This window comes from Caballeronia sp. dw_276, assembly GCF_018449635.1.
In the GTDB taxonomy this organism is placed as follows: Bacteria; Pseudomonadota; Gammaproteobacteria; order Burkholderiales; family Burkholderiaceae; genus Caballeronia.
The window spans coordinates 406,576-430,068 of record NZ_JAAVUV010000001.1; the positions used below are offsets into that span (position 1 = coordinate 406,576).

Annotated in this window: 22 protein-coding genes; 11 read left to right on the plus strand and 11 right to left on the minus strand. The window is 61.0% G+C overall.

The genetic code is table 11. The features are described 5' to 3' along the window. Positions 1–22: 22 nt before the first annotated feature. Positions 23–1,351: an aspartate aminotransferase family protein gene (locus HB633_RS01770; protein WP_213776339.1), complete on the minus strand. Its 1,329-nt coding sequence runs from the start codon at positions 1,349–1,351 to the stop codon at positions 23–25. A 182-nt stretch (positions 1,352–1,533) separates the two neighbouring features. Between HB633_RS01770 and HB633_RS01775 the strand changes: the two genes are divergently transcribed. After that, positions 1,534–2,949, plus strand: coding sequence for a PLP-dependent aminotransferase family protein (locus HB633_RS01775; RefSeq protein WP_213776340.1), 1,416 nt, complete (start codon positions 1,534–1,536; stop codon positions 2,947–2,949). 90 nt (positions 2,950–3,039) lie between these two features. Here HB633_RS01775 and HB633_RS01780 read toward each other — a convergent pair whose 3' ends face one another. From HB633_RS01780 to HB633_RS01790, 3 genes are all read right to left on the minus strand, one after another. Further along, positions 3,040–3,201, minus strand: coding sequence for a DUF1328 family protein (locus tag HB633_RS01780; protein WP_031363615.1), 162 nt, complete (start codon positions 3,199–3,201; stop codon positions 3,040–3,042). Positions 3,202–3,446: 245 nt separating this feature from the next. Further along, the gene (locus HB633_RS01785) at positions 3,447–3,611 is read right to left on the minus strand and encodes a hypothetical protein (protein ID WP_213776341.1); all 165 of its coding nucleotides are present in this window, start codon (positions 3,609–3,611) and stop codon (positions 3,447–3,449) included. Positions 3,612–3,897: 286 nt separating this feature from the next. Continuing rightward, positions 3,898–4,518, minus strand: a complete 621-nt coding sequence (locus tag HB633_RS01790) for a LysE family translocator (protein ID WP_213776342.1) — start codon at positions 4,516–4,518, stop codon at positions 3,898–3,900. A 168-nt stretch (positions 4,519–4,686) separates the two neighbouring features. On the opposite strand from HB633_RS01790, the gene HB633_RS01795 reads away from it, so the two are divergent. From HB633_RS01795 to HB633_RS01820, 6 genes are all read left to right on the plus strand, one after another. After that, positions 4,687–6,948: a VTT domain-containing protein gene (locus HB633_RS01795; protein WP_213776343.1), complete on the plus strand. Its 2,262-nt coding sequence runs from the start codon at positions 4,687–4,689 to the stop codon at positions 6,946–6,948. Continuing rightward, on the plus strand, positions 6,945–7,688 hold the full coding sequence (locus HB633_RS01800) for an endonuclease/exonuclease/phosphatase family protein (protein ID WP_213776344.1): 744 nt from the start codon (positions 6,945–6,947) through the stop codon (positions 7,686–7,688). Before HB633_RS01795 ends, HB633_RS01800 begins: the two co-directional genes overlap by 4 nt. Positions 7,689–7,908: 220 nt before the next feature. Next, positions 7,909–9,096, plus strand: coding sequence for an HlyD family secretion protein (locus HB633_RS01805; protein WP_213776345.1), 1,188 nt, complete (start codon positions 7,909–7,911; stop codon positions 9,094–9,096). Beyond that, positions 9,093–10,661: a DHA2 family efflux MFS transporter permease subunit gene (locus HB633_RS01810; RefSeq protein WP_213776346.1), complete on the plus strand. Its 1,569-nt coding sequence runs from the start codon at positions 9,093–9,095 to the stop codon at positions 10,659–10,661. The genes HB633_RS01805 and HB633_RS01810 overlap by 4 nt, the downstream gene beginning before the upstream one ends. A gap of 1 nt (position 10,662) precedes the next feature. Continuing rightward, the gene (locus HB633_RS01815) at positions 10,663–12,198 is read left to right on the plus strand and encodes an efflux transporter outer membrane subunit (protein WP_213776347.1); all 1,536 of its coding nucleotides are present in this window, start codon (positions 10,663–10,665) and stop codon (positions 12,196–12,198) included. 76 nt (positions 12,199–12,274) lie between these two features. Next, complete coding sequence (locus HB633_RS01820) at positions 12,275–12,595, plus strand: YnfA family protein (protein WP_213776348.1); 321 nt, start codon at positions 12,275–12,277, stop codon at positions 12,593–12,595. Positions 12,596–12,599: 4 nt separating this feature from the next. Here the strand turns inward: HB633_RS01820 and HB633_RS01825 are convergent, their stop codons facing one another. Then, the gene (locus HB633_RS01825) at positions 12,600–13,625 is read right to left on the minus strand and encodes a DUF2891 domain-containing protein (protein ID WP_213776349.1); all 1,026 of its coding nucleotides are present in this window, start codon (positions 13,623–13,625) and stop codon (positions 12,600–12,602) included. 440 nt (positions 13,626–14,065) lie between these two features. On the opposite strand from HB633_RS01825, the gene HB633_RS01830 reads away from it, so the two are divergent. Further along, the gene (locus HB633_RS01830) at positions 14,066–15,361 is read left to right on the plus strand and encodes an MFS family transporter (protein ID WP_213776350.1); all 1,296 of its coding nucleotides are present in this window, start codon (positions 14,066–14,068) and stop codon (positions 15,359–15,361) included. Positions 15,362–15,399: 38 nt separating this feature from the next. Here HB633_RS01830 and HB633_RS01835 read toward each other — a convergent pair whose 3' ends face one another. Then, entirely contained in the window at positions 15,400–16,743 is a 1,344-nt protein-coding gene (locus tag HB633_RS01835) for a type II toxin-antitoxin system HipA family toxin (RefSeq protein ID WP_213776351.1), read from the minus strand. Continuing rightward, positions 16,743–17,000 carry a helix-turn-helix domain-containing protein gene (locus HB633_RS01840; protein ID WP_213776352.1) on the minus strand — a complete coding sequence of 86 codons (258 nt, stop codon included), beginning with the start codon at positions 16,998–17,000 and terminating at the stop codon, positions 16,743–16,745. Before HB633_RS01840 ends, HB633_RS01835 begins: the two co-directional genes overlap by 1 nt. A 395-nt stretch (positions 17,001–17,395) precedes the next feature. Here HB633_RS01840 and HB633_RS01845 point away from each other — a divergent pair, with 395 nt between their 5' ends. Next, positions 17,396–18,052, plus strand: coding sequence for a hypothetical protein (locus HB633_RS01845; RefSeq protein WP_213776353.1), 657 nt, complete (start codon positions 17,396–17,398; stop codon positions 18,050–18,052). Here HB633_RS01845 and HB633_RS01850 read toward each other — a convergent pair. After that, positions 18,049–18,219 (minus strand): hypothetical protein, encoded by a 171-nt coding sequence (locus tag HB633_RS01850; RefSeq protein WP_213776354.1) that lies wholly within the window; start codon positions 18,217–18,219, stop codon positions 18,049–18,051. The two genes, HB633_RS01845 and HB633_RS01850, sit on opposite strands and share 4 nt — an antisense overlap. Before the next feature lie 32 nt (positions 18,220–18,251). Then, positions 18,252–19,334 carry an AraC family transcriptional regulator gene (locus HB633_RS01855; RefSeq protein ID WP_346730245.1) on the minus strand — a complete coding sequence of 361 codons (1,083 nt, stop codon included), beginning with the start codon at positions 19,332–19,334 and terminating at the stop codon, positions 18,252–18,254. A gap of 148 nt (positions 19,335–19,482) precedes the next feature. Here HB633_RS01855 and HB633_RS01860 point away from each other — a divergent pair, with 148 nt between their 5' ends. Beyond that, complete coding sequence (locus HB633_RS01860; RefSeq protein WP_213776572.1) at positions 19,483–20,616, plus strand: acyl-CoA dehydrogenase family protein; 1,134 nt, start codon at positions 19,483–19,485, stop codon at positions 20,614–20,616. A gap of 108 nt (positions 20,617–20,724) precedes the next feature. Here the strand turns inward: HB633_RS01860 and HB633_RS01865 are convergent, their stop codons facing one another. Then, positions 20,725–21,033, minus strand: a complete 309-nt coding sequence (locus HB633_RS01865; protein ID WP_213776573.1) for a DUF4148 domain-containing protein — start codon at positions 21,031–21,033, stop codon at positions 20,725–20,727. Positions 21,034–21,349: 316 nt separating this feature from the next. Here HB633_RS01865 and HB633_RS01870 point away from each other — a divergent pair, with 316 nt between their 5' ends. Next, positions 21,350–22,456 (plus strand): alkene reductase, encoded by a 1,107-nt coding sequence (locus HB633_RS01870; RefSeq protein ID WP_213776356.1) that lies wholly within the window; start codon positions 21,350–21,352, stop codon positions 22,454–22,456. Between the two features lie 8 nt (positions 22,457–22,464). Here the strand turns inward: HB633_RS01870 and HB633_RS01875 are convergent, their stop codons facing one another. Then, the gene (locus HB633_RS01875; protein WP_255580698.1) at positions 22,465–23,385 is read right to left on the minus strand and encodes a LysR family transcriptional regulator; all 921 of its coding nucleotides are present in this window, start codon (positions 23,383–23,385) and stop codon (positions 22,465–22,467) included. Positions 23,386–23,493 lie beyond the last annotated feature (108 nt).

Consider the following 23,493-nt stretch of genomic DNA (forward strand, 5'->3'; position numbering starts at 1 on the left):
TCGTGCTGTTGCGCCAGCCGCGTTACTTCACCGTTTCGAGCACCTTGCGAACCGTGCTGAAGATCTGGTCGATCTGATTGTCCTCAATAATCAGCGGCGGCGAGAACGCGAGAATATCGCCGGTGTAACGCACCAGGACCCCCGCTTCGAAGCACTTCACGAATGCTTCATACGCACGCGCGCCCGGTGCGCCATCGCGTGGTTCCAACTCGATACCGGCGACCAGGCCGAGATTGCGGACGTCCTTCACATGCGGTGCATCGCGTAACCCATGGGCCGCGGCTTCGAACTTCCCGGCCTTCGATGCCGCGCGCTCGAACAACTGATCGCGTGCATACAGGTCGAGCGTGGCGATGGCAGCGGCGGCCGCCATCGGGTGCGCGGAATATGTGTAACCGTGGAACAACTCGATGCCGTTCACTGCGCCCGCATTGACGACGGTGTCGTGGACATTGCGATGTGCAGCGACCGCGCCCATCGGGATGCTGGCGTTATTGATGGCTTTGGCGAGCGTCATCAAGTCTGGCGTCACGCCGAAAAATTCAGCGGCCGTTGCCTTGCCAAGACGGCCGAAGCCCGTGATGACTTCATCGAATATCAGCAGGATGCCGTGCTTCGTGCAGATCTCGCGCAGCTTCTGCAGGTAGCCTTGCGGCGGCACGAGCACGCCGGTCGATCCCGCGAGCGGTTCCACGATTACTGCTGCGATCGTCGATGCATCGTGCAGTGCAACGATACGTTCGAGTTCATCGGCGAGATGCGCGCCCCACGCCGGCTGGCCCTTCGAAAACGCGTTGTGATCGGGTGCGTGCGTGTGCGGCAGATGATCGACGCCCGGCAGCAACGCGCCAGAAAACGTCTTGCGATTCGGCCCGATCCCGCCTACGGAAATTCCGCCGAAACCCACGCCGTGATAACCGCGCTCGCGGCCAATCAGCTTCGTACGCTGGCCTTCACCGCGCGCACGATGATAGGCGAGGGCGATTTTCAGCGCGGTATCGACGGATTCGGAACCCGAGTTCGTGAAGAAAATGCGGTCGAGGCCTTCGGGCATGATCGCCGCGACTTTCGTAGCCGCTTCGAACGCGAGCGGATGGCCCATCTGGAACGTCGGCGCGAAGTCGAGCGTGGCAGCCTGATGCTGGATCGCGGCGACGATTTCGTCGCGGCAATGGCCCGCGTTCACGCACCAGAGGCCGGCGCACCCGTCGAGGATTTCGCGACCATCGGTTGCTTTGTAGTACATGCCCTTCGCGCCTTCGATCAGGCGCGGCGCGGCTTTGAATTGCCGGTTGGCGGTAAAAGGCATCCAGAACGACGAAAGGTCGTCGATGACGGGGCGCGAAGTCATGTGAAATCTCCTGTTAGAACACGCAATGTATTCCTCGATAAAAACCCGCGGCATAGACAGTTGTCCTGTCGCGTGAAGAACTGTGCTGGCAGAATGACAAAAACTGTATCGGTCGAGCGTCGGCGCATGCGGCAGACTGCTCTGGACGCGCACTTATCTGATCATCCTCTTTTCCGCGACTCATGATCGAACTTCAACTGGACCGTGGCCGGACGCAGGCGACGCTCGTCGAGCAGCTTGTGACTGCGTTTTCAGGCGCGATCGAGCAGCAGACGCTGCGCGCCGGCGCGCTGCTGCCATCGGTGCGGCAACTTGCACAGACCGAACGCCTCAGCACGTTCACGGTAACCGAGGCATATGGACGGCTTGTGTCGATGGGGCTCGTGGTCGCGCGGCGCGGCTCGGGTTATAGGGTGGCGGCGCGCACGGCGGCCGCGCCCCGGCGCAGCGTGGCGTGGCAACCGCCGAGTCTCACCGCGACGTGGTTGTTATCGGACGTATTCGCGGACCATTCCGTGCCGATCAAGGCCGGCTGCGGCTGGCTTCCGAACGAGTGGGTCAACGAAAGCGGCCTGCATCACGCGCTGCGATCGGTGAGCCGCGTGCCCGCCGCGCGCATGGCGGACTACGGGCATCCGTATGGTTTTGCGCCGTTGCGCGAACGCATCGCCGAGCAGCTTGATCGGCATGGCTTGCCCGCGGACCCCGCCGCGAATGTGCTGCTGACCGCGGGCGCCACGCAGGCGCTCGATCTGATCGTACGCACGCTTTTGCGCCCCGGAGATAAGGTCGTGGTGGAGGATCCGGGGTACTGCAATCTGTTGCAGATCCTGCGGCTCTCCGGACTGACTGTGCTGGGCGTGCCGCGCACGCCGGCGGGGATCGATACCGACGTGCTCGAGCAGCTCGTGCTCGAACACAAGCCCAAGGCGATTTTCGTCAACACGACGCTGCAGAATCCGACCGGCGCAACCTTCGGCATGGCGGCGGCTTTTCGTCTGCTGCAGATTGCCGAGCGTCACGGCCTGTGGGTCGTGGAAGACGATGTTAGCCGCGAACTCGCGCCCGCAGGCGCACCGCTTCTGGCCGCGATGGAAGGGCTGAACCGCGTGCTTTATGTTGGCGGCTTTTCGAAGACGATCACACCGGGCTTGCGCTGCGGTTACGTGGTCGCCGAGCGTGATGTGCTGCGCGAACTGGCACGCACGAAGATGGCGGTCGGGCTGACTTCGTCGGCGGCGACGGAGCGGATCGTCGAAAAGGTGCTGACGGAAGGGCGTTACACGCGGCACGTGGAAGCGGTGACCGAGAAGTTGAAGGACGCGCATTTATGCGTGGAGGAGCGCATGGATGCGCTCGGGCTGGAGGTGTTTTGCAAGCCACGCGCTGGGCTTTTCCTGTGGGCGCGCCTGCCGGTCGAACCGGCGCTGGCGAACGATCTGGCGACGAAGGCGCTGGAAGACGGCATCTGGCTGGCTCCTGGCTCTTACTTCCGTCCCGGCGATGCCGCGAGCAACTGGTTTCGATTCAATGTGCCATATTCGACGGACGACTTATTGTGGGGGTTCATAGAAAAGTGGCTGGAGAAGTCGCTTTGACGTCCCTGCTTCGCCAGACGTAAAAAAGCGCGGGCATGCCCGCGCTTTTTTGTTCCCGAAGGTGCCGCTGCATTCAGCAGCACCGGGGTTTCATCGCCTGAAGACGCCGAGCAGCAACGTTGCCAGGAAGATCACGATAAAGATGAAGAACAGGATCTTCGCGATCTCGGTTGCGCCACTCGCGATACCGCCGAAGCCGAAAAACGCCGCGATGATCGCGATGATGAAAAAGATGACAGCGTATCGAAGCATGAAGCCCTCCAAAGGGTCGATTTATCGGATTGATTTGCGTGCTGGCTTGACGCCCGGCCGCTTTGATTGCTTGAAATGCCGCTGTGTCCTGCAGCGCCGATGGTAGAGCAACCCTCGTGCCCAAAAAGAGCTCCAAACCAGAAAAAGGGCGCGATAGATTAAAAACTACAAAAAAGCCGCACTGCATTGCGCAAGTGCGGCGGATGCTGTGCGCCGGTCAAGGCGCGAAAAGTGGGAGAGAGAAGTTATCGGCGGGGCGTGCCGGTGTCGGGTTCGTCGTCGAGATCGTCTTCGTCGGCGTTGTTTAGCGCGTCCGGCAGGTTGTTCTCGAGTTCATCGCGTTCAATCTGATCGGCGAGGTCGAGGGACTTGCGTGTTGCGGGACCGGACGGGCGGTTAGCTCCAGACATGGCGACTCCTTGGGAGATTTCAAAGCCGCGCCAACAGGGCGCGAGTTGATCGGGAAGCAAGCTTCGTACATGCCTGTCGATCCCCCAGTACGGCGGAATGTGCGCAGTTCTTGCCGCTCTGAACGGCTAAAGTTGCAATGAGGCTGCATATTTTGCGCGGCGGCAGGCAGGTTCAGTATGCGCCGCCTGAGACAAAATAGGCTGGATTCGAATGATCGAAAGCTTAAATACGAACCCGCAGTTGCAACGTATGGATCACTGATTACACGTCCCACGCGAACGTGCGCTACGCAAACGCGCGTTCAACAATGGGATAAAGCGACAGCACGAGCAGGGCGGCCATTGTCCAATTGAAGACGCGCAACCAGCGTGGGTTCGTGAGCAGAGTGCGCATTGACGTGCCGAAGGCCGCCCACAAGATGATGCAAGGCATCCCGACCACAATAAACACAATCGCCATGAGCACGGCGTTCATCGAAATGCTGGAATGCAGATGGATGGTGGTGGCGGCAGTCAGGACCATCATCCACGCCTTGGGATTGATCCACTGGAACGCGGCGGCTTCGATAAAGCGCATTGGGCGGCGCTCGCCGTCGCGCACCTGCACGGCGGATGACGTCGCGATCTTCCACGCCAGATACAACAAATACGCCACGCTGAGCGCTTCCAGCAACGTGTAAGCCCATGTGAAATGCGCAAATGCCTGCGCCACACCGAGTCCCGCCAGAATCATCAGGATGGCTACGCCCACGCTGATGCCGAGCACGTGGGGCATGGTCCGGCGCAGCCCGAAGTTGACGCCTGACGCAAGCAGCATGGTGTTGTTCGGCCCAGGCGTGATGGACGTCACGAGCGCAAACAGCAGGGCGGCGGGCAGCGCGGTCATCAAAGCGGCGTCGAGTTGCATGGTCTTTCCTGGTCGGGCAAATTCGAGATCGATCGAACCAGTTTATGAGAAAGGATCGGTACAGTACCGGTACACATTCGCGGATCGTTTCCTATACGGTGTTTCAATGCGCCGCGCATGTTTTTGCCGCACTGCAGTGCCGGGCACGCTGCTTGCAAAAATCTTTCGATGAGCCTCGACCCTGTTTCCAGCGTTTCACCCGCGTTTTTTCAGCCCGGCCGCAATTGCGACAGCGTCCGCCACGCCGATCGATTCAGCTTGCTGGTCGATGGCTCGGACTATTTCCGCGTGCTGCGCGAGGCGATTACGCGCGCGCAGCGGACCGTTTTTATCCTGGGCTGGGATATCGACAGCCGCATGAAACTGACGCCCGAAGGCAACGACGACGGTTACGCCGATGCCCTCGGTGATTTCCTGCACGACGTCGCGGCGACGCACAAACGGCTGCGCATTTACATCCTCGCGTGGGATTTCGCCATGCTCTACGCGTTCGAGCGCGAGTGGCTGCCGGTCTACAAAATGGGCTGGCGCTCGCATCGGCGAGTCGCGTTTCAGATGGACGGCAAGCATCCGATGGGCGGATCGCATCATCAGAAAGTCGTGGTGATCGACGACAAACTGGCGTTTGTTGGCGGCCTGGATCTCACGCGTTCGCGATGGGACACGCCCCGTCATGACGCCGATGATCCGTTGCGCCGCGACGCGAACGGCGAGCCGTATCAACCGTTTCACGACGTTCACACGATGTTCGACGGGGACGCCGCGCGCGCGATGGGACTTCTCGCGCGCGAGCGCTGGCAGCGCGCCTGCGGCCGGCGTTTTGCAATCCGCTCGCATCGGGCGGTATCGGATAACGATCCGTGGCCGCCGTCGCGCGCGGTGGATCTGGAGAACGTCGATCTCGCGATTTCGCTGACCGAGCCCGCGTTCGCCGGCCGGCCCGCCGTGCAGCAGATCCGCCAGCAATATCTCGATGCCATCGGCCGCGCGCATCGCAGCATCTATATAGAAAACCAGTATTTCACGGCGGGTTCCATCGGCGGAGCGCTCAAGGAAATGCTCGAAAAGCCCGACGGTCCCGATATCACCATCGTCGCGCCGCGCATGCAGAGCGGCTGGCTGCAGGAAATGACGATGGGCGTGTTGCGCGCGCGGCTGCACCGGATGCTGAAGGATGCGGATGCACACGACCGGTATCGCTTGATGTCGCCGAGCGTGCCGGGGCTGGATACGGGCTGCGTAAACGTGCACAGCAAGCTGATGATCGTCGACGACGACTTGCTGCTGGTTGGATCGGCGAATCTCAACAACCGCTCGATGGTGCTCGACACCGAATGCAACATCGCTATCGACGCCAAAGGGGACCCGCGCATACAGGCTGCGCTCGCCCGCATGCGCGATTCGCTGCTTGCCGAACATCTCGGTTGCGAAACCGATGAATTCGCAGGCGAACTCGACGCGCGCCACAGCATGAACGACGCAATCGCGGCGTTGATGAGAGACGCCGCCGAAAACAGAACATTGGAGCGTTTGAATCCGACGGTCACGCCGGATGTCGACCGGCTGGTGCCGCCCGAAGCGTTGATCGATCCGGAAAAACCAGTTGAGGCCGAGCAGCTCGTCGGACAATTCGTGCCCGTGGAAAAGCCGCATCGGCTGATTGGAAGGTTTGCGTTGCTCGGTGTTCTGGCGTTGCTGATCGTGGGGTTCGCTGCGGCCTGGCACTGGACGCCGCTCGGCGACTATCTCAACCTCGCGGCGCTCGCGCGTCAGACACGCCGTATCGATACGTTGCCGCTTGCGCCGTTGTGGATTCTGCTTGCGTATGTGCTTGCCGCGGTTGTGTCGATACCGGTCACGCTTTTGATCGCAACCACGGGCCTCGTTTTTGGCGCGGCGTGGGGCAGCTTTTATGCGCTGGTGGGCACGCTTGCCGCGGCCGCCGTCACGTATCTGCTCGGCGAATGGCTTGGCCGCGACGTGGTGCGTCGGGTGGCCGGCGCGCGCGTGAACAAGCTCAGCGAACGTGTCGCGAAGCGCGGGCTGGTCGCGGTCGTCATCCTGCGCATCTTGCCCGTTGCGCCTTTTACCATCGTGAATCTGGTTGCAGGCGCATCCATGATCGGCTTGCGCGACTTCATGCTGGGCACCTTGATTGGCATGGGGCCGGGCATCTTGTTGACGGTCGCCTTCGCGCATCAGTTGGTGGCGTCGCTGCGGCATCCGACGGCGGCGTCCTTTGGCGTGCTGATCGGTATTGGCGTCACCTTGGTGGCGATATCGGTGGTACTGCAGCGGTTTCTCGGCCGCAAGGAACGCGCGGAGGAAGGCGAGCGGCAGCGCAAACGCGAGGTGCAACCGCCGCATGAACGTATTGTCGATGTTGAAGTTAAAGCGCCAAAAGAAGCGCAACGCGAGGTCAGTCAATGACGTCGATGCATGAGGTTCGGATCGAGCCGCCTTCGCTGACATCGCTCTCTTCGCGCGGTCTGCGCATCGCCACTTATAACGTACATGGCGCGGTCGGCGTGGACGGCAAGCTCGCGCCGGAACGGATCGCGGCCGTCCTCGCCGAAATCGATGCCGATATCTTCGCGCTCCAGGAGGTGCCCTTGGGCGGCAGCGGCGCACCCGATGTGCTCGCGCTTCTGCAGCGTCTGACCGGCCTTTACGCAGTAGAAGGTCCCACACTCGATACCCCCGCGCGGCGCTACGGCAACGCCGTGCTAACACGCTTTCCGGTACGCGCCGTGCGCACGCTCGACCTTTCGTTCAAGAGCCGCGAACCACGCGGCGCGCTGGATGCAGATATTGATTGCGGCGGGGAGACGTGGCGCGTCGTGGCGACGCATCTCGGGCTGGCATCGAGTGAAAGACGCGCGCAAGTGGAGCAGGTTCTACAACGTTTCGATACGCCCGAGTTGCCCGTCATTCTTCTAGGCGATCTCAACGAGTGGTTTATTTATGGGCGCACGCTGCGTCGTCTGGTTTCACATTTTTATCGCGCGAGTTCGCCGAAGACTTTCCCCACACGGTATCCGCTGTTCGCGCTGGATCGAATCTGGGTTCATCCGGGCGAGCGTCTCGTGAAGGTCGAAGTCCATAAAAGCGCGCTGGCTCGCATCGCGTCGGATCACTATCCGCTGATCGCGCATTTGTCGGCACTTTGATGCATCGGGCAGGTCTGCTTACTATCTGTAATGTCAACGCATGCGGCATCGAGTGCCGTAGGTGCACTGTCGAGGCATGCGGTTTGCTGAAGCACTCCGCTTGCGCTGAATCGCCTGACTGAGGACTCGTTCAGCGCCCAGAACCCATTCCGTCGACCTCTTGCCTGGCGTCAGGAACTCCTCCTGCGCGTTCCGGGTTTGAACGAGTGAGAGAAGCCTGATGCCTGATCAAGACGAAAAACCCGATCACGACGCCGAACAGTCCGGCGATAAAAAAGAAGATTCGAAGAACGACGCCGGCGACGACAAAGACAAATCCGGCGGCGACGAAAAGCAGGGCGACGACAAAGACAAAAAAGACGGGAAGAAAAAGGGCCCCGGAAAAAAGCCCCTCATCATTCTCGCGGTCATTGTTATTCTCATCATCATCGCGGGCCTGATCTGGTGGTTCGCGACCCGCAACCAAGTCAGCACGGACGACGCTTATACAGACGGCGATGCGGTCACCATTGCGCCGAAGGTATCGGGTTATGTCGTGGTCATGAACTTGGGTGACAACAAGTTCGTCCATAAGAACGACCTTCTGATCAAGATCGATCCTCGCGACTATCAGGCGCAACTCGATCAGGCCAATGCGCAGCTCGGCCTCGCGAAGGCTCAGCTCAACGCGGCGCAAGTGCAACTGGCAATAGCGCGAGTGCAGTATCCGGCGCAATTGACACAGGCCAAAGCGCAGGAGCAGTCAGCGCAGGCCAACTTGACGCAAAGCCGCGCGGCATACGAGCGCCAGCGTTCAGTGGATGTGCGCGCAACCTCGCAGCAAAACATCGATACCGCCACCGCGCAGCAACAAAGTGCAGCCGCCAACGTGGCGCAAGCCCGCGCGCAGGTCAAGACCGCGAGCCTCGTGCCGCAGCAGATCAGCCAGGCGCAGGCGGCGGTCGATGAACGCCGCGAACAGGTCCATCAAGCGGAAGCGCAGGTTGAAGCTGCCGCGCTCAATCTCTCGTACACGGAGTTGCGCGCGCCGGCCGATGGCTGGGTCACAAAGCGCAATGTGCAATACGGGACCTTCCTGCAGGCGGGCACGTCGATCTTTTCGCTCGTGACCACGACTGTCTGGATCACCGCGAACTTCAAGGAATCGCAACTCGAGCGTATGCGTCCCGGCGACGCCGTTGACGTTGCCGTCGATGCCTATCCCGACCTGAAACTGCACGGTCATGTGGACAGCATCCAGCTTGGCAGCGGCTCGCGTTTCTCGGCATTTCCCGCCGAAAATGCGACGGGTAATTTCGTGAAGATCGTGCAGCGCGTGCCAGTGAAAATCGTGATCGATAACGGCATGCAACCCGACTTGCCGCTGCCGCTCGGTCTTTCCGTCGTGCCGAAGGTGATGCTGAAATGAGCGAGCGCTCCGACTGGAAGCCGAAGTCCAACCCGTGGCTGATTGCGGTTGTCGTCACGCTCGCGGCGTTCATGGAAGTGCTTGATACCACCATTGTCAACGTCGCGCTGCCGCACATTTCAGGCGCCATGTCCGCTAGCTACGACGAAGCAACGTGGACGCTGACCGCGTATCTGGTGGCAAACGGGATCGTGTTGCCGATCTCCGCGTTCTTCTCGAAACTGCTGGGACGCAAGCGCTATTTCCTGATTTGCATAGGAGCGTTCACGGTGTGCTCGCTGCTGTGTGGCCTCGCCACCGACCTGTGGCAACTGATCGTTTTCCGGATACTCCAGGGTTTCTTCGGCGGCGGATTGCAGCCTAACCAGCAGTCCATCATCCTGGACACGTTTCCACCGGAACAACGCGGCCGCGCGTTTTCCATATCCGCCGTGGCGATCGTCGTCGCGCCTGTGGTCGGGCCGACGCTCGGCGGCTGGATCACCGACAACCTCACGTGGCGCTGGGTATTTCTGATCAACGTGCCCATCGGCGTGATCACGACCATTGCAGTGATGCAGTTCGTGGAAGACCCGCCGTGGGAGAAGAAAAAAGACCGCAAGGAACTCGGGCTGGATTACATCGGCATTGGCCTGATTGCGCTGGGCCTGGGGTGCCTGCAAGTGTTCCTCGATCGCGGCGAAGACGACGACTGGTTCAAGTCCGGCTTCATCACCACGTTTGCGATTCTTTCGTTGATCGGCATTGTGGGCGCGATCTTCTGGCTGCTATACGCGAAGAAACCGGTCGTCGATTTGCGCGTGCTGAAAGACAAGAATTTCGCGTTGAGTTCCATTTGCATGGTCGGCTTCGCCAGCATTCTCTATGGCAGCGCAGTGCTCGTTCCACAGCTCGCGCAGCAGCAACTCGGGTACACCGCGACGCTCGCGGGTCTCGTGTTGTCGCCTGGAGCGATGATGATCGTCGCCATCATTCCGATCGTGAGCAAGCTGATGCCGATCATTCAAACGCGCTTCCTGGTTGCGTTCGGCTTCTTCCTGATGGCGTGCGCGTTGTTCTTCACGCATCACCTCGTGCCGAACATCGACTTCAAGACGCTGACCATCATGCGAAGTTCGCAGTCCATCGCCATTGCGTTCCTGTTCGTGCCAATAACCACGCTCGCTTACCTGACGCTCAAGCCATCGGAGAATGCGGACGCGTCCGCGCTCTTCACGATGTTCCGCAACGTCGCGGGGTCCATCGGCATTTCGCTTTCCACCGCGATGATCGTCGAGCGCACGCAGGCGAACATGGCCCACATGTCCGTGCATATGACGACGCTCAATCCCAACTACAACGATTCGATCCAACGCCTGACGCGCACATTGATGGACACGGGGCAGACCATGCAGCAGGCCATGACGACAGCGACGGGACTCATGTACAAGCAGTTCATATCGCAGTCCACGATTCTGGCTTACCTCGATGTATTCGGCGCCGTCGCCATCTTCGCGTTGTGCTTCGTCCCGGTGACATTTCTTTTTTCACCAGTTAAAGCGTCGGGCGGCGGAGGAGGACACTGAGATGAGCAAACGCCGGACTTCCTTGTCGCTTGCAGTTCTTGCGTTGCTCGCGAGCGCATGCTCGGTCGGCCCGAACTTTACGCAGCCCGACGCGAAAGCCCCTGAAACCTGGCGCGATCTACAGCGCGTGCAGAACCCGCCCGACGACATGCGCATCCCTCATGCGGGCGTGCCGACGATCATCGATACAAACGCGAATCCCGATCCGCGCTGGTGGCGCGCGTTCAACGACGCCACGCTCGACTCGCTGATCGATCGCGCGGCGGCGGGGAACCTTGATTTGCAGAGTGCGGTGCTGCGGATCGCGGGGGCGCGTGAGCAAGCGGTGGCGGCCGGCGCGCAGGGCCTGCCGCAGGTCAGTGCAAACGCAAGCTACATGCGCGAGCAACTTGGGCTCAAGGGAATACTCGAATCGCAGGGGGCGCTCGACCAGGTCAACGCGCTCGGGGCGAATGCGCCGCGCGTGCGCAGCGCGATAGATTCGGCGACCGGGCCGGTCAATCTCTTCCAGGATGGCTTCGATGCATCGTGGGAACTCGATCTGTTCGGCCGCGTGCGCCGCTCTGTGGAATCGGCGAACGCGCAGACGCAATCGGCTATTGAAAATCGTAACGATGCCCTTGTCTCGCTCGAAGCCGAAGTCGCGCAGACGTATTCGCAATTGCGCGGGGCGCAGTTGCTCAAGCAGATCACGCTTGCCGAAATCGATTCGGAGCAACAGATTCTCGATCTGACGCGGGAGCAGGCACGTGTCGGCCTGACGAGTCAAAGCGACGTGCAGAGCGCGACGGCGCAGGTCGGATCGCTCCAGGCGCAGCTTCCTCAATTCGATGCACAGATTGCGCAGGCCATGAACGGCCTTGCCGTGCTGACGGGCAACGCGCCGGGCACGCTCGACGCCGAACTCGAAACGCCCGGCGCCGTACCGCCGGCGCCGCCGAGCGTGCCGATCGGTTTGCCGTCCACTTTGGCGCGGCGGCGTCCGGACATTCGCCGCGCGGAAAGCGACCTGCACTTGGCCACGGCCGAAGTTGGCGTGGCGGTCGCGCAGATGTACCCGGATATATCGTTGACGGGAAGCGTCGGGACGCGTGCCACGCGGGCCCGGTATCTCGCGCATTGGTCGAGCCTTTTCTATTCGGTAGGCCCAAGCATTTCATTGCCGATCTTCGAAGGCGGCGCATTGCGGGCCAATGTGCGAATTGCGAAATCGCAGGCGGCGGAGTCGGCGTTGCAGTACCGCTCGACGGTGCTGAAGGCGCTGCAGGACGTGGACAACGCGCTGGTGTCGTACCGGACGGATCAGGACCGGCGCGAGGCCCTGACGCGAACCGTGGAGGCAAACCGCATCAACCTGCAGCTCGCCACCGATAGCTACAGGAAAGGGCTCGTGACGTTCATCACGGTTCTCGATGCCGAACGGCAACTCGCTTCCACGCGTCAACAGCTCGCGCAATCGACGGTCAGCGTGACGACCGATCTGATCGCGGTGTATAAGGCGCTCGGCGGGGGATGGGAGCAGGACGGAACGAGTTGACGCAAAATTTACTTGCGTCAGGCGGCGCGCTGGGTTCTGCTCTTGATCCTCTGCGTGCCCGCCCAAGTTTCCATCCATGAAGACCTTTCTGCTTTATATAGTCACCGCCATCGCCGAGATCGTGGGCTGTTATCTTCCATATCGATGGTTGAAGGAGGACGGCTCGCCGTGGCTTCTCGTGCCGGGCGCGTTGTCGCTGGCGCTGTTCGCATGGCTGCTTACGCTGCATGCAAGCGCCGCCGGACGCGTCTATGCGGCGTATGGCGGCGTGTATATCGCGGTTGCGATCATGTGGTTGTGGGCCGTCGAGCGGATTCGCCCGTCGAGCTGGGATTGGGCTGGAATGGCGATCGCGCTGGTCGGCATGAGCGTGATCGCGTTCCAGCCGCGTGGTTGAAGTCTTATGCTTCCAGTGCCAGCAGCGCGAACGTGGCAAGCCAGTGTTCGCCCATGTAGTCCCCCGCCACGTGTGCCAGTCCGGCCGCGAGGTGATCGTGAGCCGTGGCTTCGAGCACGCTGATGCGGGCATCGCCGGGTTTCAGTGAACGTGCGAGCGAACGCTGGCACCATGCGCGGCTCAGGTTCAAGCCGTCGAGGTGCGCGAGCTTGCCATCGGTCCTGTCCGTGACTGTTGCGGGGGTGAAGAGCGTCGCCGGTTCGCGCGTTGCAAGCTGCGGCAGGAATCGGTCGAACCATCCTTCAAACTCGGCTGCGGGTAGCACGCGCCGCATCAACTCGGCTTCCATCAATGATGAAGACAGAAACTCGTCGCCAGCCGGTTCCCATGCCTGACATGCGGCATCGTTGAGATACCAGCGGCGGGCGGTATCGATGATCAATGTTTCAAACGCCGCATTGCCAACTTCGCGCGCGTAACCCGCCGACAGCGTCAGCGCGAACGCTGTGTTGAAGTGCGTGCCGACGCGCAGCGGATACGTGGACTTCGGCAGGAACTCCGTGAAGCGATCCACGAAGGCCGAAGCGAGCGGCCTGAGCGTGCCGGCCCAGCGCTGGCCGTCCGGAGTTTTCATCGATTCAAGCTGACCGGCGAGCGCAAGCAGCCAAGCCCAGCCATAGGGCCGCTCAAATCCCCGCGCTTCTGGACGCTCCAGATATGCAACTTCGGCTGCGACGTTGGCCGCCGTGAAATGTTCATCGATCAATGCGCGGATTTGCGGTGCTTCCGGCAAATCAGGAAACCGGGCAAGCAGCCGCGCGATCAGCCAGTATCCGTGAACGCAGGAGTGCCAGTCGAAGCTGCCATAAAAGATGGGATGAAGCGCACGCGGACCTTTTACATCGGCGGCGCTGCCCATCACATGTTCGAGCTTGTTCGGATATTCGCGCGTCAGGTGGCCAAGGGCCAGCGTAGCGAATTTCGATGCCAGGGCGGCGTCGAGCGTCAGGTTCGATGACTGCGGGTTCATTGCGGTTTCTCCAGGAAAATCGGGCGTCCGCAATTATGGCAATAGTTGGGCTTGCCGTTGGTCCCGTTTCCGTCCCGCCTGTTTCACTCGATCAGGGTAATCACCAAGCGCTTGCATGGCGCTCGTTTGTAAGGATTATTCGGTCGCAGCGCGTGCTCGGTCAAGTAGCCGCGAACCGTTGATACGCGTGAAATGCCTGCTGGCAAAGGACGGTGGCTTAACCTCTCCTGACGCCAATCTTTCTTCCGGAATCGCATCGTAAGCATATATGCGGGTGACTGTCATCATGCGCCAAGCCATGCCGCGTCGTATAAACTTGCGCCCGAACGCTTCTTTGTTACGCAAAGCGTCATTTTCTGCGCCGGCATCCGACCGGTTCTAGAGCGGCCACGAGCCGCCGTTTTCCGCTGTTTTCATTACGCGACAGGAGTCCAACCAGCATGGCCGAACTAGCCCTCTCCAAATCAGCAGATACCCGGCGTCGCGTTCTTGCGATCGTGGGTGCGTCGTCGGGGAACCTTGTCGAGTGGTTCGACTTTTATATCTACTCGTTCCTCGCGCTGTATTTTGCGCCGGCGTTCTTCCCGAGCGGCAATCCGACCACGCAGTTGCTCAACACCGCGGGCGTCTTTGCGGCGGGCTTTTTGATGCGGCCTATCGGCGGCTGGATGTTCGGCCGTATCGCCGATAAACACGGCCGCCGCACCTCCATGATGATCTCCGTGCTGATGATGTGCGCGGGATCGCTTGTCATCTGTTTCCTGCCGACGTATTCGAGCATTGGTGCATGGGCGCCGTTTTTCCTGCTGATTGCGCGGCTGTTCCAGGGTTTGTCGGTGGGTGGCGAATACGGCACGAGCGCCACATATATGAGCGAAGTGGCGCTGCAAGGGCGGCGCGGGTTTTTTGCATCGTTCCAGTACGTGACGCTGATCGGCGGCCAGCTTGCCGCGCTGCTGGTGCTGGTCGTGCTGCAACAAGTGTTGAGCACGGAAGAGCTCAAGGCGTGGGGATGGCGCATTCCGTTTGGCATCGGCGCGATGGCGGCGCTGGTTTCGCTTTATCTGCGCAAATCACTCGATGAAACCACGACCGCCGAAACCCGCAAGCTGAAGGAAGCCGGCACACTGCGCGGCCTCATGCAGCACAAGACCGCGTTCCTGACGGTGCTGGGTTTCACGGCCGGCGGCTCGCTGATTTTCTACACGTTCACGACCTACATGCAGAAGTATCTGGTGAACACGGCCGGCATGCACGCGAAAACGGCGAGCAACATCATGACCGCGGCGCTCTTCGTGTACATGATCATGCAACCGGCGTTCGGCGCATTGTCAGACCGGATCGGACGGCGTACGTCGATGATCTGGTTCGGCGCGCTCGCGACCATCTGCACGGTGCCTATCCTCCATGCGCTGAAGGACGTCACGAGCCCCATCGTGGCCTTTGTGCTGGTCGTGATCGCGCTGGCTATCGTGAGTCTATATACGTCGATCAGCGGGTTGATCAAGGCCGAAATGTTCCCCGCCGAAGTGCGCGCGCTGGGCGTGGGTTTGTCGTATGCGGTGGCGAACGCCGTGTTTGGCGGCTCGGCCGAGTACGTGGCGCTGTTCCTCAAATCGATTGGCAGCGAGTCGACGTTCTATTGGTACGTGACGGCGCTCTGCGCGATTGCGGGCATTGTCTCGTACCGGATGCGCGATTCGTCGAAGGAAGGTTATTTGCGCGACGTACCGTGATGAACGTGTAAAGCAAACAGGACCTTCGGGTCCTGTTTTTATTTGCCCGGCATTGCTTCGAGCGCCGCGACGGTCGTGCGAAGTCCATCGAATATGCGGTCCGAGACTTTCGCCGGAAAGCCGTCGGGCAACTGCGCCGCGACTTGCTCGATCACCCCGGGTGTCTCTTCAATTAAACGCTGGATGATCGGTTCGGCAGTGTTGCCGTACGAGCACCTCGGCGCCATGGCGTTGAAGTGGCGGCGCTGGATATCGCGAAACGCATAATGACGATGCTTGCCGCTAATGGCCATCGCCAGCTTTGCCTTGAACCACGACCACTGGCTCGCGCCTTTGCCTTCCACGGGCCATATCGACATGACGTCGTAGAGCGGCGTCATCTTGAACGCCCCGCGCGGCAGGATGCGGATGCTGAAATTTTTCGCGTGACCGTCGGGCGCGGCAAGCAGCCAGAAAAGAATCTGCGCGGTCAGCAAGGTTTCGACGTCGTCGCGTGCCTCATTGGATTGCTGCAGCACGCGGGCCAGATCGATCACGCCGGGTCCGCCTTCGTTTTCGTATTTCTTGTGCGATGGCAGCCCCATCACCTGGCAGAAATCTTCTTGAGGCAAACGCAGCAGCCACTTGCCGCTCGAGTGCAACTGGCGATCAAAGCGCTTCACACTCAGCACGCGTTGCTTGCCAAACGTCTCGATACTCGTCTCGGCAACCGGCAAACCGTAGGCCCGCAACAGATGCATGCACAGCCATTCGTTCTCCACCGATGCAGTCAGGTCAGCCCGCCGGTTGCCGACGAGGCCGAGCGGAAGCTTCAGGATGTGCGTGGTCGGCGTCGCGCCGTGAGGTTTCATCCACTGGCCGTCGTGCCAGAGCAGCGCGGTTTTTTCCTGCGCGCCGGCGAGCGAGATCCGGAAATCGTCTTCGTCGTCCTGAGCGCCGAAGGCAAAACTCCCGGCCGTCTGGGTCAGCAGCGCTTCGATGTCCCGCTCGCTCAGCGGCGTACCATCGATTTGATGCACACCCGCCGGCTCTTCGTCGATACCCAGAAGCTGGACCGCACCCACGCAGTCGCGCCCGATTGCCTGCAGCAGGTCGAAGGTGTCGAGTGTCTCCGTCCTGAACCGCCGGCCTATGCGCTGGCGAATCGCTTCGCTGTCCGGCAGGAGGTTGTCGAAATAGTTCAGCACGCGCTCGCCTTTGAGCGGGGCGTTATCGAGCGGAATGGGCAGTGAAAGCGACAACGGCCGCCCGATGTCGGAGGCTGCCCACGCCGCGTCATACTCGAATTCCATTGGCCCGCGGTTGGGAATTCGCCAGACGCCCATGCGCACGCCGTTGGCCCATACGGACAACGCACGGGAATGTGACTTGCGCCCGGTCATTACCATTCCGGTGCGGATGCAGGAGGGGTTTCAGTAGAGGCGTCCCGGTTCCCGGCTTGCAGTTGCAGACCGTACGCGCCGAAAAGCGCCAGCAACTGGTTGAGCGTCAGGGTGCCGGAGTCGGCTTCGAGCGTCGAGATGCGGCTCTGGCTTACACCAATACGGATGGCGGCTTCGGCCTGCGTGAGGCCTGCACGCCGCCGCCCGGCTGCGAGGATTTCGCCCATCTGATGGGGTGTGGCGATAGTCTGCTGCATGGCGATTTATCTGTGATGCGAATAAATGTACATTATTCGTGTAGCAGATATTTGTCAAATATGCGTGTGGCGAATAAATGAATTTATCTGCCACACAGATAATTGCCATTTATGCGTGTGGCAGATATCGGCTGAACAGGCGTGTACCGAGCGGGTTGTTGAAAGCAAAACTCGTCAGACTGACCGAATTAGGCCAAACCTGCGGGTTTTCACGCTTCTTCAGACAAAACGCACATTATCGAGATGACGGTAAGATGCGGTCAGATGCCCACAGGCGACGCCATTGATCATGTTTCGGCGCGTCGCCGCAACGACGGGCTCGCCAGGACCCGAGCGTCGAGCGCATGTGCCCCGCTGCGCAACGCTTGCGAGTCCGTCTGCTTGGAGACTAGCCCATGGAAGATTTCGATGAAACGTTGTACGTCGTGTGGCGAGCCAACTTGAATGTGCTCGCGGGATCGCCGGCGGGTGGCGCGAGGATCGCGCGCATGATGAGTTTTTCGCCGTCGCACATGAAACTGATCCTGGCGGGTCGGCGCGATTTCAGCGAGGAATTCATCCGCGGTGTGGAGACAGTGACTGGCCTGCCCCCGCGCTGGATGGACGATCGCCACGACGGGCGCGACATTCCGCCTGAAACGCAGCGCGCGCTGGATGAGGAAACGCCGGCCGCGGTCTTTCGCGGCAATGCGCATCCCACGCCCAAGCGACCCGTATTACGCGGTCCTGAACCGTTGTTGTCGCAAACCGAAGCGACGCGGCGCATTGCCGATCAGGCGCTGCAACAGGGCGAAACACTGCGTCGCGACCAAATGTTCCGGCGCAACCGCGATTTGCTGCTGACCGATCTGCGTCGCGTCGAGCGGCAGTTGTCGATGGTGCAACTCGACAGCATCAATGCGCGCGCCGAAGACCTCGCCGCGTCGGGCAAGCTGGACGCGCCCGTGCGCGCCGATCTGGCCGGTCGCATCGAACAGATCGACAAACACCGTGCCGTGCTGATGCAGCACGTCGAAAAACTGGCGATCTTGCTGACCGGCCTGGAGGATTAGCCTGGCGGCTTTTTGTGCGACCCGGATTCGGGATCGAATGAAATGGCAATCGGGTCGCTCGCCGGGAAGCTTTCGTCCAGCGCTTCGTCCAGGGCCGACTCGACGTGTTCAGCCTCTCCGGACGCGTGCTCCGGCTCCCGATGCGGTGTTGCTTTCGATTGCGGCATGGCGGCTCCTTGAGTGAACCAGCAGGTTTTCACTATAGCGGTTCTGCCGCGCCGCGCGCGCGGCGCACCACACGATAAGCCGCTGGCCGCACGCCCGTCCATTTCCTGAATGCACGATGAAACGCGCTCGGCTCCGCGAACCCCAGCGCGTGCGCGATTTCCGCGATGGTCTCGGAGGTATCGGCGAGACGGGCGATGGCGAGGTCGCGCCGCAGTGCATCGCGGATTGACTGATAGGTCGCGCCTTCCTGCCTGAGGCGCCGGCGCAGCGTGGCTTCGGCCATATTTAGCGCGGCGGCGAGCCGCTCGCTGTCAGGCCATTCGCCGGGCGGCGCCTGCCGCAGCTTGCGGCGAATCCGTGCCGCCAGCGAATCCGGATTGCGATACTTCACGATGAAATTCGCCGGCGCCTCGCGCAGGAAAACCTTGAGCGAGGCGCTCGTCTGGACCACGGGCAAACCCACGCAATCCGGCGCGAGATCCACATACGACGCAGGCTGTCCAAAGCGCATGTCGTCGCAGAACATCAGCCGGTATTCGCTGGCGGCGCGTGGTTCGGGACAGCGCAAATGTGCCGTCATTACCGGTATGCGCCTGCCCACGAGCCAGCACAGCAATCCGTAGATCATGATGAACGCGGTCGCGTAGGCGAACATTGGACGTGGGGCACCGGCATGGGTATCGACAAGGCGAATCCTCAACTGCGTGGCGCTGACTTCGAATTCGCATCGCAGGTCGTCCAGCACGAGCCGCAAGAAGCCGGATATGCGTGCCAGGGCCTGAGCGCCATCACGGGAACCGAGCGCGGCATGGCAGAGCAACGCGAAGCTGCCCCGGCGCATCGGGTGACTGTCCTGGGCGAAAAATTCGTCGTCGAGCGCGTCGGCAATCGCGCTCCACAAGCGCCCGTATTGCGCCGCCGACACCCGCGCGAGCGGCGCCGCAAGCGATGCGGCCTGAATGCCCGCCTGCTCGAGCAACACATTGCGCCCGATGCCTCGACGCTCGGCGCAGCGCAGCGCTTCTTCGACGAAATCAACGGCGATGGTCCCGCGTTCGCCGCTTTTATCGTGGGCTGTTTTAAGCCGTGGTTTGTCCGCAGTTCGGGTAGTCACTAGGTGGCGAAATCGCTCAGGAAGCTTGATCGTTCGAGGCATCGCCGAAGCGGATTGCAGCGCCTACACTCCGGTTCGACGGCGCAGGCATTTTAAACCTGCGTCGATCGCGCCTCTTCAAGTATTCCACACGAGCCAGACCGCCATGATCGACAGTTTCCTGACCGATGACCAACGCATGATCCGCGACGCCGCGCGCGACTTCGCTACCGAAGTGCTCGCGCCCCACGCAGGTGAATGGGACCGCGCCGCCCAGCTGCCCGATGAAGTCGTGCGGCAACTCGGCGAGCTCGGCCTGCTCGGCATGATCGTGCCGGCGGAGTGGGGTGGCACGTTCAGCGACTACGTGGCGTATGCGCTGGCAATCGAGGAAATCGCGGCCGGATGTGCTTCATGTTCGACGCTGATGGCCGTTCACAACTCGGTGGGCTGCGGTCCGATACTCGCGTTTGGCACCGAGGCGCAAAAGGCCGCATATCTGCCGAAACTCGCGACCGGCGAGATCATCGGCGCGTTTTGCCTGACCGAGCCGCAAGCCGGTTCCGAGGCGAACAACCTTAAGACGCGCGCTGTGGAACGCGACGGGCAATGGGTATTGTCGGGCGCGAAGCAATTCACGACCAACGGCGCGCGCGCCGGCATGGCGATCGTCTTCGCGGTAACGGATCCGGAACTTGGCAAGAAGGGCATATCAGCGTTTATCGTGCCGGCCAATACGCCCGGTTTCAATGTCGGCCGGCCCGAACACAAGATGGGAATCCGCGCTTCCGATACCTGCCCGATAACTCTCGACGACTGCACGATTCCCGCAGCCAATCTGCTGGGCGCACGCGGCGAGGGGCTGAAGATCGCATTGGCCAATCTGGAGGGCGGACGCATTGGCATTGCTGCGCAAGCGGTGGGCATTGCGCGCGCCGCGTTCGACGCCGCGTGCGCCTACTCGCGCGACCGTGTGCAATTCGGCAAGCCGATCAGGGAACATCAATCGGTCGCCAATCTTCTCGCCGATATGCAGACCAATCTCAACGCCGCGCGTTTGCTGGTGTTGCACGCGGCGCGCATGCGTACCGAGGGTTTGCCGTGTCTGAGCGAGGCGTCGCAGGCGAAGCTGTTTGCGTCCGAGATGGCGGAGCGCGTCTGCTCGCAAGCCATCCAGATTCATGGCGGTTATGGGTATCTGGAGGACTATCCGGTGGAACGTCATTATCGCGATGCACGTATCACACAGATCTACGAAGGCACGAGCGAAGTGCAGCGCATGGTGATTGCGCGCCAGCTATAGCCAGCCAAGTCTTTCAGGATTGCGCCTCCCGCAAGCCCTCACCTTTCGACCAAAAGAAAACCCCGCGCCGAGATCCGGCGCGGAGTTCCAATGCTTGACTACTAACGCTTACGGACGGTTGTAATCGGCTGAACCGCCAACCGATGCAACCGGTGCGCCCGAGGCCGACGTACCGCTCACCGACGATCCATAGCTGCGCTGCGCGACGCCATCCTGTGCGGAAACACGTTGCTCCGCTGCCTGGATATTTGCCGGATATTGCGTGCGATCCGATGCCGGGTTATAGCCGGCTTTCTCGAGCTGCACCAGCTCGGCGCGAACCTGCGCGCGGGTCACGGGGCTGTTGCTCTGCGCGAACGCGAAGCTCGGCGCGGCCAATGCTGAAGCGATCACAACTGCGGGAATGATTGTCTTGATCATGATGAACCTCCAATGGTTATCGATTACGAAGCTTGCGGTGTCGGCGTTCGAGAAGGGCTGAGCGCTGATCGGCATCGCTTGTTTCGATCCGTGAAAAGATCTTATTCCTCGGCGATCTAGGTAAAAACCCTTAAATAGTAAAAACACTGTTGTGATCCGACGAATAAAGCAATCGGGCCTTCGGGTTTTGGCAAACGACGTGCGGGCGCGGCGCGCTTAAGGGGAACCCCATTCCCCTCAAGCCGCTATACGCTTCATTCCGTCGCGGGAAGCCTGGCTTCCTGCATCCAGTGTTCAAGATCCGGAGGTCGCCATGTCCAAGCTTTTTTCGCCGTTCAAACTCGGCCGCTATGAACTCAAGCATCGCGTGGTGCTTGCCCCTATGACGCGTTTGCGTTCAGACCCGGACGACAGTCCGAGCGAGATGATGGTCGAGTACTACAGTCAGCGTGCGTCGGAAGGGGCGCTGATGATTACTGAGTCGTCGCATGTGATGAAGAGTGGGCGCGGCTACGCAGGCGGTCCGGGAATCTACGATGACGACCACATTCAAGGCTGGAAAAGAATCGCCGATGCCGTACACGCAAAAGGCGCCCGCATCTTCATGCAGCTCGTCCACGACGGCCGCCAGTCGCACGTCGACCTGACCGGCGGCACGCCGCCGATCGCGCCGTCCGAAGTGCCTTTCGAAGGACTTGCCATGACGAAGGACGGTTGGGTGCCGGTATCGATGCACCGGGCAGTGGGTATCGATGAAATTCCCGGACTCGTCGAAGCTTTTCGCCAGGGCGCGCAACGTGCGCTTGCAGCCGGATTCGACGGTGTGGAGATTCACAGCGCGAACGGTTATCTCGTCGATACGTTCCTGCAGGACGGCACCAACAAACGTACCGATGCCTACGGCGGTTCAGTCGAAAATCGCGCGCGTTTCCTGCTTGAGCTGACCGAAGCAGTGAGTTCGGTATGGGGCGCGGATCGCGTGGGCGTGCGTGTTTCGCCGAGCGGCCAGTGGGGCGAAATCTCCGATAGCAATCCGGAGGCAACCTTCGGCTACGTCGCCGCGCAATTGAACCGGTTCGGCCTGGCGTATCTGCATATCATCGAACCGCGCGTGAAGGGCGTCGAGACGCTGCATGAAGGTCAGGCGCCGGTGGCGTCCGTGTTCCTGCGCACGATTTTCAAAGGGCCGATCATCGCGGCGGGCGGGTTTGATCGTGCTGGCGCAGAAGCCATTCTGCAAAAGGGCGATGCCGATCTTGTCGCGTTCGGGCGCTGGTTTGCATCGAATCCTGATTTGCCGAAACGCCTCAAGGACAATTTGCCGCTGAATGATTACGACCGCTCGGCGTTCTGGGGCGGCACGGAAAAAGGCTACATCGACTATCCGTTCTATAGCGAAGAAACCATGGCTTGTGCGTGATCATCGGATCACGAGGCGAGATCGCGATCCCACGGCGCGATTTCGCCCCACGTTTGCGTCAGCAAATCGATAAAGATCCGCACCTTCGGCGAAAGATGCCGGCGTGTTGGATACATCGCGCGGATGGGTTTCGTCGCCGGCTGGAATTCGCTCAGCATGGGCACGAGCTTGCCCGCGCGCACGTTGTCTTCAAGCAGGTAAGTAGGCATGTTGATGATGCCGAAACCGTGCACGGCAGCGGCGACCAGGGCCTCGGCGCTGTCCATTTGCAGACGCGTTGCGTGACTTACCTCGCTTGTGACGGGATCGCTGAAAGTCCATGGTTGCGGTCGTCCCGCGCTCATGAAGAACAGGCACTCGTGGCTACGAAGATCGCCGGGCACTTGCGGCGTGCCGTGCGCTTCCAGATAACCGGGCGATGCACACGTCAGCAAGCGCTGCTGCGCGACGGGGCGCGCGATCAGGCGTGAGTCGGGACGCGGATCGCCAATGCGCAAGGCAATGTCGATCCCTTCATCGATCAGATCCACGAACCGGTCCGTGAAGCTCACTTCAGCGCGTACGTCAGGCCATGTCTGCAGGAACGATTCGATAACCGGCATCACGTGCCGATGCCCCAGGCCCGACGGCACACTGAGCTTCAGCACGCCGGTAGGCTTGGCGCTGCGCACGGCCATTGCGAGTTCGGTTTCCTCGAGGTCATCGAGTATTTGTGTGCATCGGGAAAAGAACACGTCGCCGTCATCGGTGAGGCTCAGGCTGCGCGGCGTCCGGTTGAGAAGACGCACGCCCAGGCGCTGCTCGAGACGCACGATGCTTTTGCCCACCGCGGATCGAGTAAGCCCGAGCTGCTTTGCGGCGATCGTGAAGCTTCCCGCCTTCACGACGGCGACGAACATGGCGATATCGTTGATATTTCCAAGTGCCATGGGGCGAAGTTCCTGAAGGTGATTGGCGCGAAGCTGGATGGCGTGAAAGACGCGCCATTGTATTTCCATTACCGCAGGAAGCCGCACGCCGTGCGCGGCAGGAAAATC

Coding starts and splice junctions, on each gene's coding strand:
- HB633_RS01820 (WP_213776348.1), top strand. CDS start 12,275: ATGAAGACCTTTCTGCTTTATATAGTCACCGCCATCGCCGAGATCGTG.
- HB633_RS01770 (WP_213776339.1), bottom strand. CDS start 1,351: ATGACTTCGCGCCCCGTCATCGACGACCTTTCGTCGTTCTGGATGCCT.
- HB633_RS01830 (WP_213776350.1), top strand. CDS start 14,066: ATGGCCGAACTAGCCCTCTCCAAATCAGCAGATACCCGGCGTCGCGTT.
- HB633_RS01810 (WP_213776346.1), top strand. CDS start 9,093: ATGAGCGAGCGCTCCGACTGGAAGCCGAAGTCCAACCCGTGGCTGATT.
- HB633_RS01780 (WP_031363615.1), bottom strand. CDS start 3,201: ATGCTTCGATACGCTGTCATCTTTTTCATCATCGCGATCATCGCGGCG.
- HB633_RS01840 (WP_213776352.1), bottom strand. CDS start 17,000: ATGCAGCAGACTATCGCCACACCCCATCAGATGGGCGAAATCCTCGCA.
- HB633_RS01850 (WP_213776354.1), bottom strand. CDS start 18,219: ATGCCGCAATCGAAAGCAACACCGCATCGGGAGCCGGAGCACGCGTCC.
- HB633_RS01790 (WP_213776342.1), bottom strand. CDS start 4,518: ATGCAACTCGACGCCGCTTTGATGACCGCGCTGCCCGCCGCCCTGCTG.
- HB633_RS01800 (WP_213776344.1), top strand. CDS start 6,945: ATGACGTCGATGCATGAGGTTCGGATCGAGCCGCCTTCGCTGACATCG.
- HB633_RS01785 (WP_213776341.1), bottom strand. CDS start 3,611: ATGTCTGGAGCTAACCGCCCGTCCGGTCCCGCAACACGCAAGTCCCTC.
- HB633_RS01795 (WP_213776343.1), top strand. CDS start 4,687: ATGAGCCTCGACCCTGTTTCCAGCGTTTCACCCGCGTTTTTTCAGCCC.
- HB633_RS01825 (WP_213776349.1), bottom strand. CDS start 13,625: ATGAACCCGCAGTCATCGAACCTGACGCTCGACGCCGCCCTGGCATCG.
- HB633_RS01845 (WP_213776353.1), top strand. CDS start 17,396: ATGGAAGATTTCGATGAAACGTTGTACGTCGTGTGGCGAGCCAACTTG.
- HB633_RS01805 (WP_213776345.1), top strand. CDS start 7,909: ATGCCTGATCAAGACGAAAAACCCGATCACGACGCCGAACAGTCCGGC.
- HB633_RS01835 (WP_213776351.1), bottom strand. CDS start 16,743: ATGACCGGGCGCAAGTCACATTCCCGTGCGTTGTCCGTATGGGCCAAC.
- HB633_RS01815 (WP_213776347.1), top strand. CDS start 10,663: ATGAGCAAACGCCGGACTTCCTTGTCGCTTGCAGTTCTTGCGTTGCTC.
- HB633_RS01775 (WP_213776340.1), top strand. CDS start 1,534: ATGATCGAACTTCAACTGGACCGTGGCCGGACGCAGGCGACGCTCGTC.
- HB633_RS01870 (WP_213776356.1), top strand. CDS start 21,350: ATGTCCAAGCTTTTTTCGCCGTTCAAACTCGGCCGCTATGAACTCAAG.
- HB633_RS01875 (WP_255580698.1), bottom strand. CDS start 23,385: ATGGCACTTGGAAATATCAACGATATCGCCATGTTCGTCGCCGTCGTG.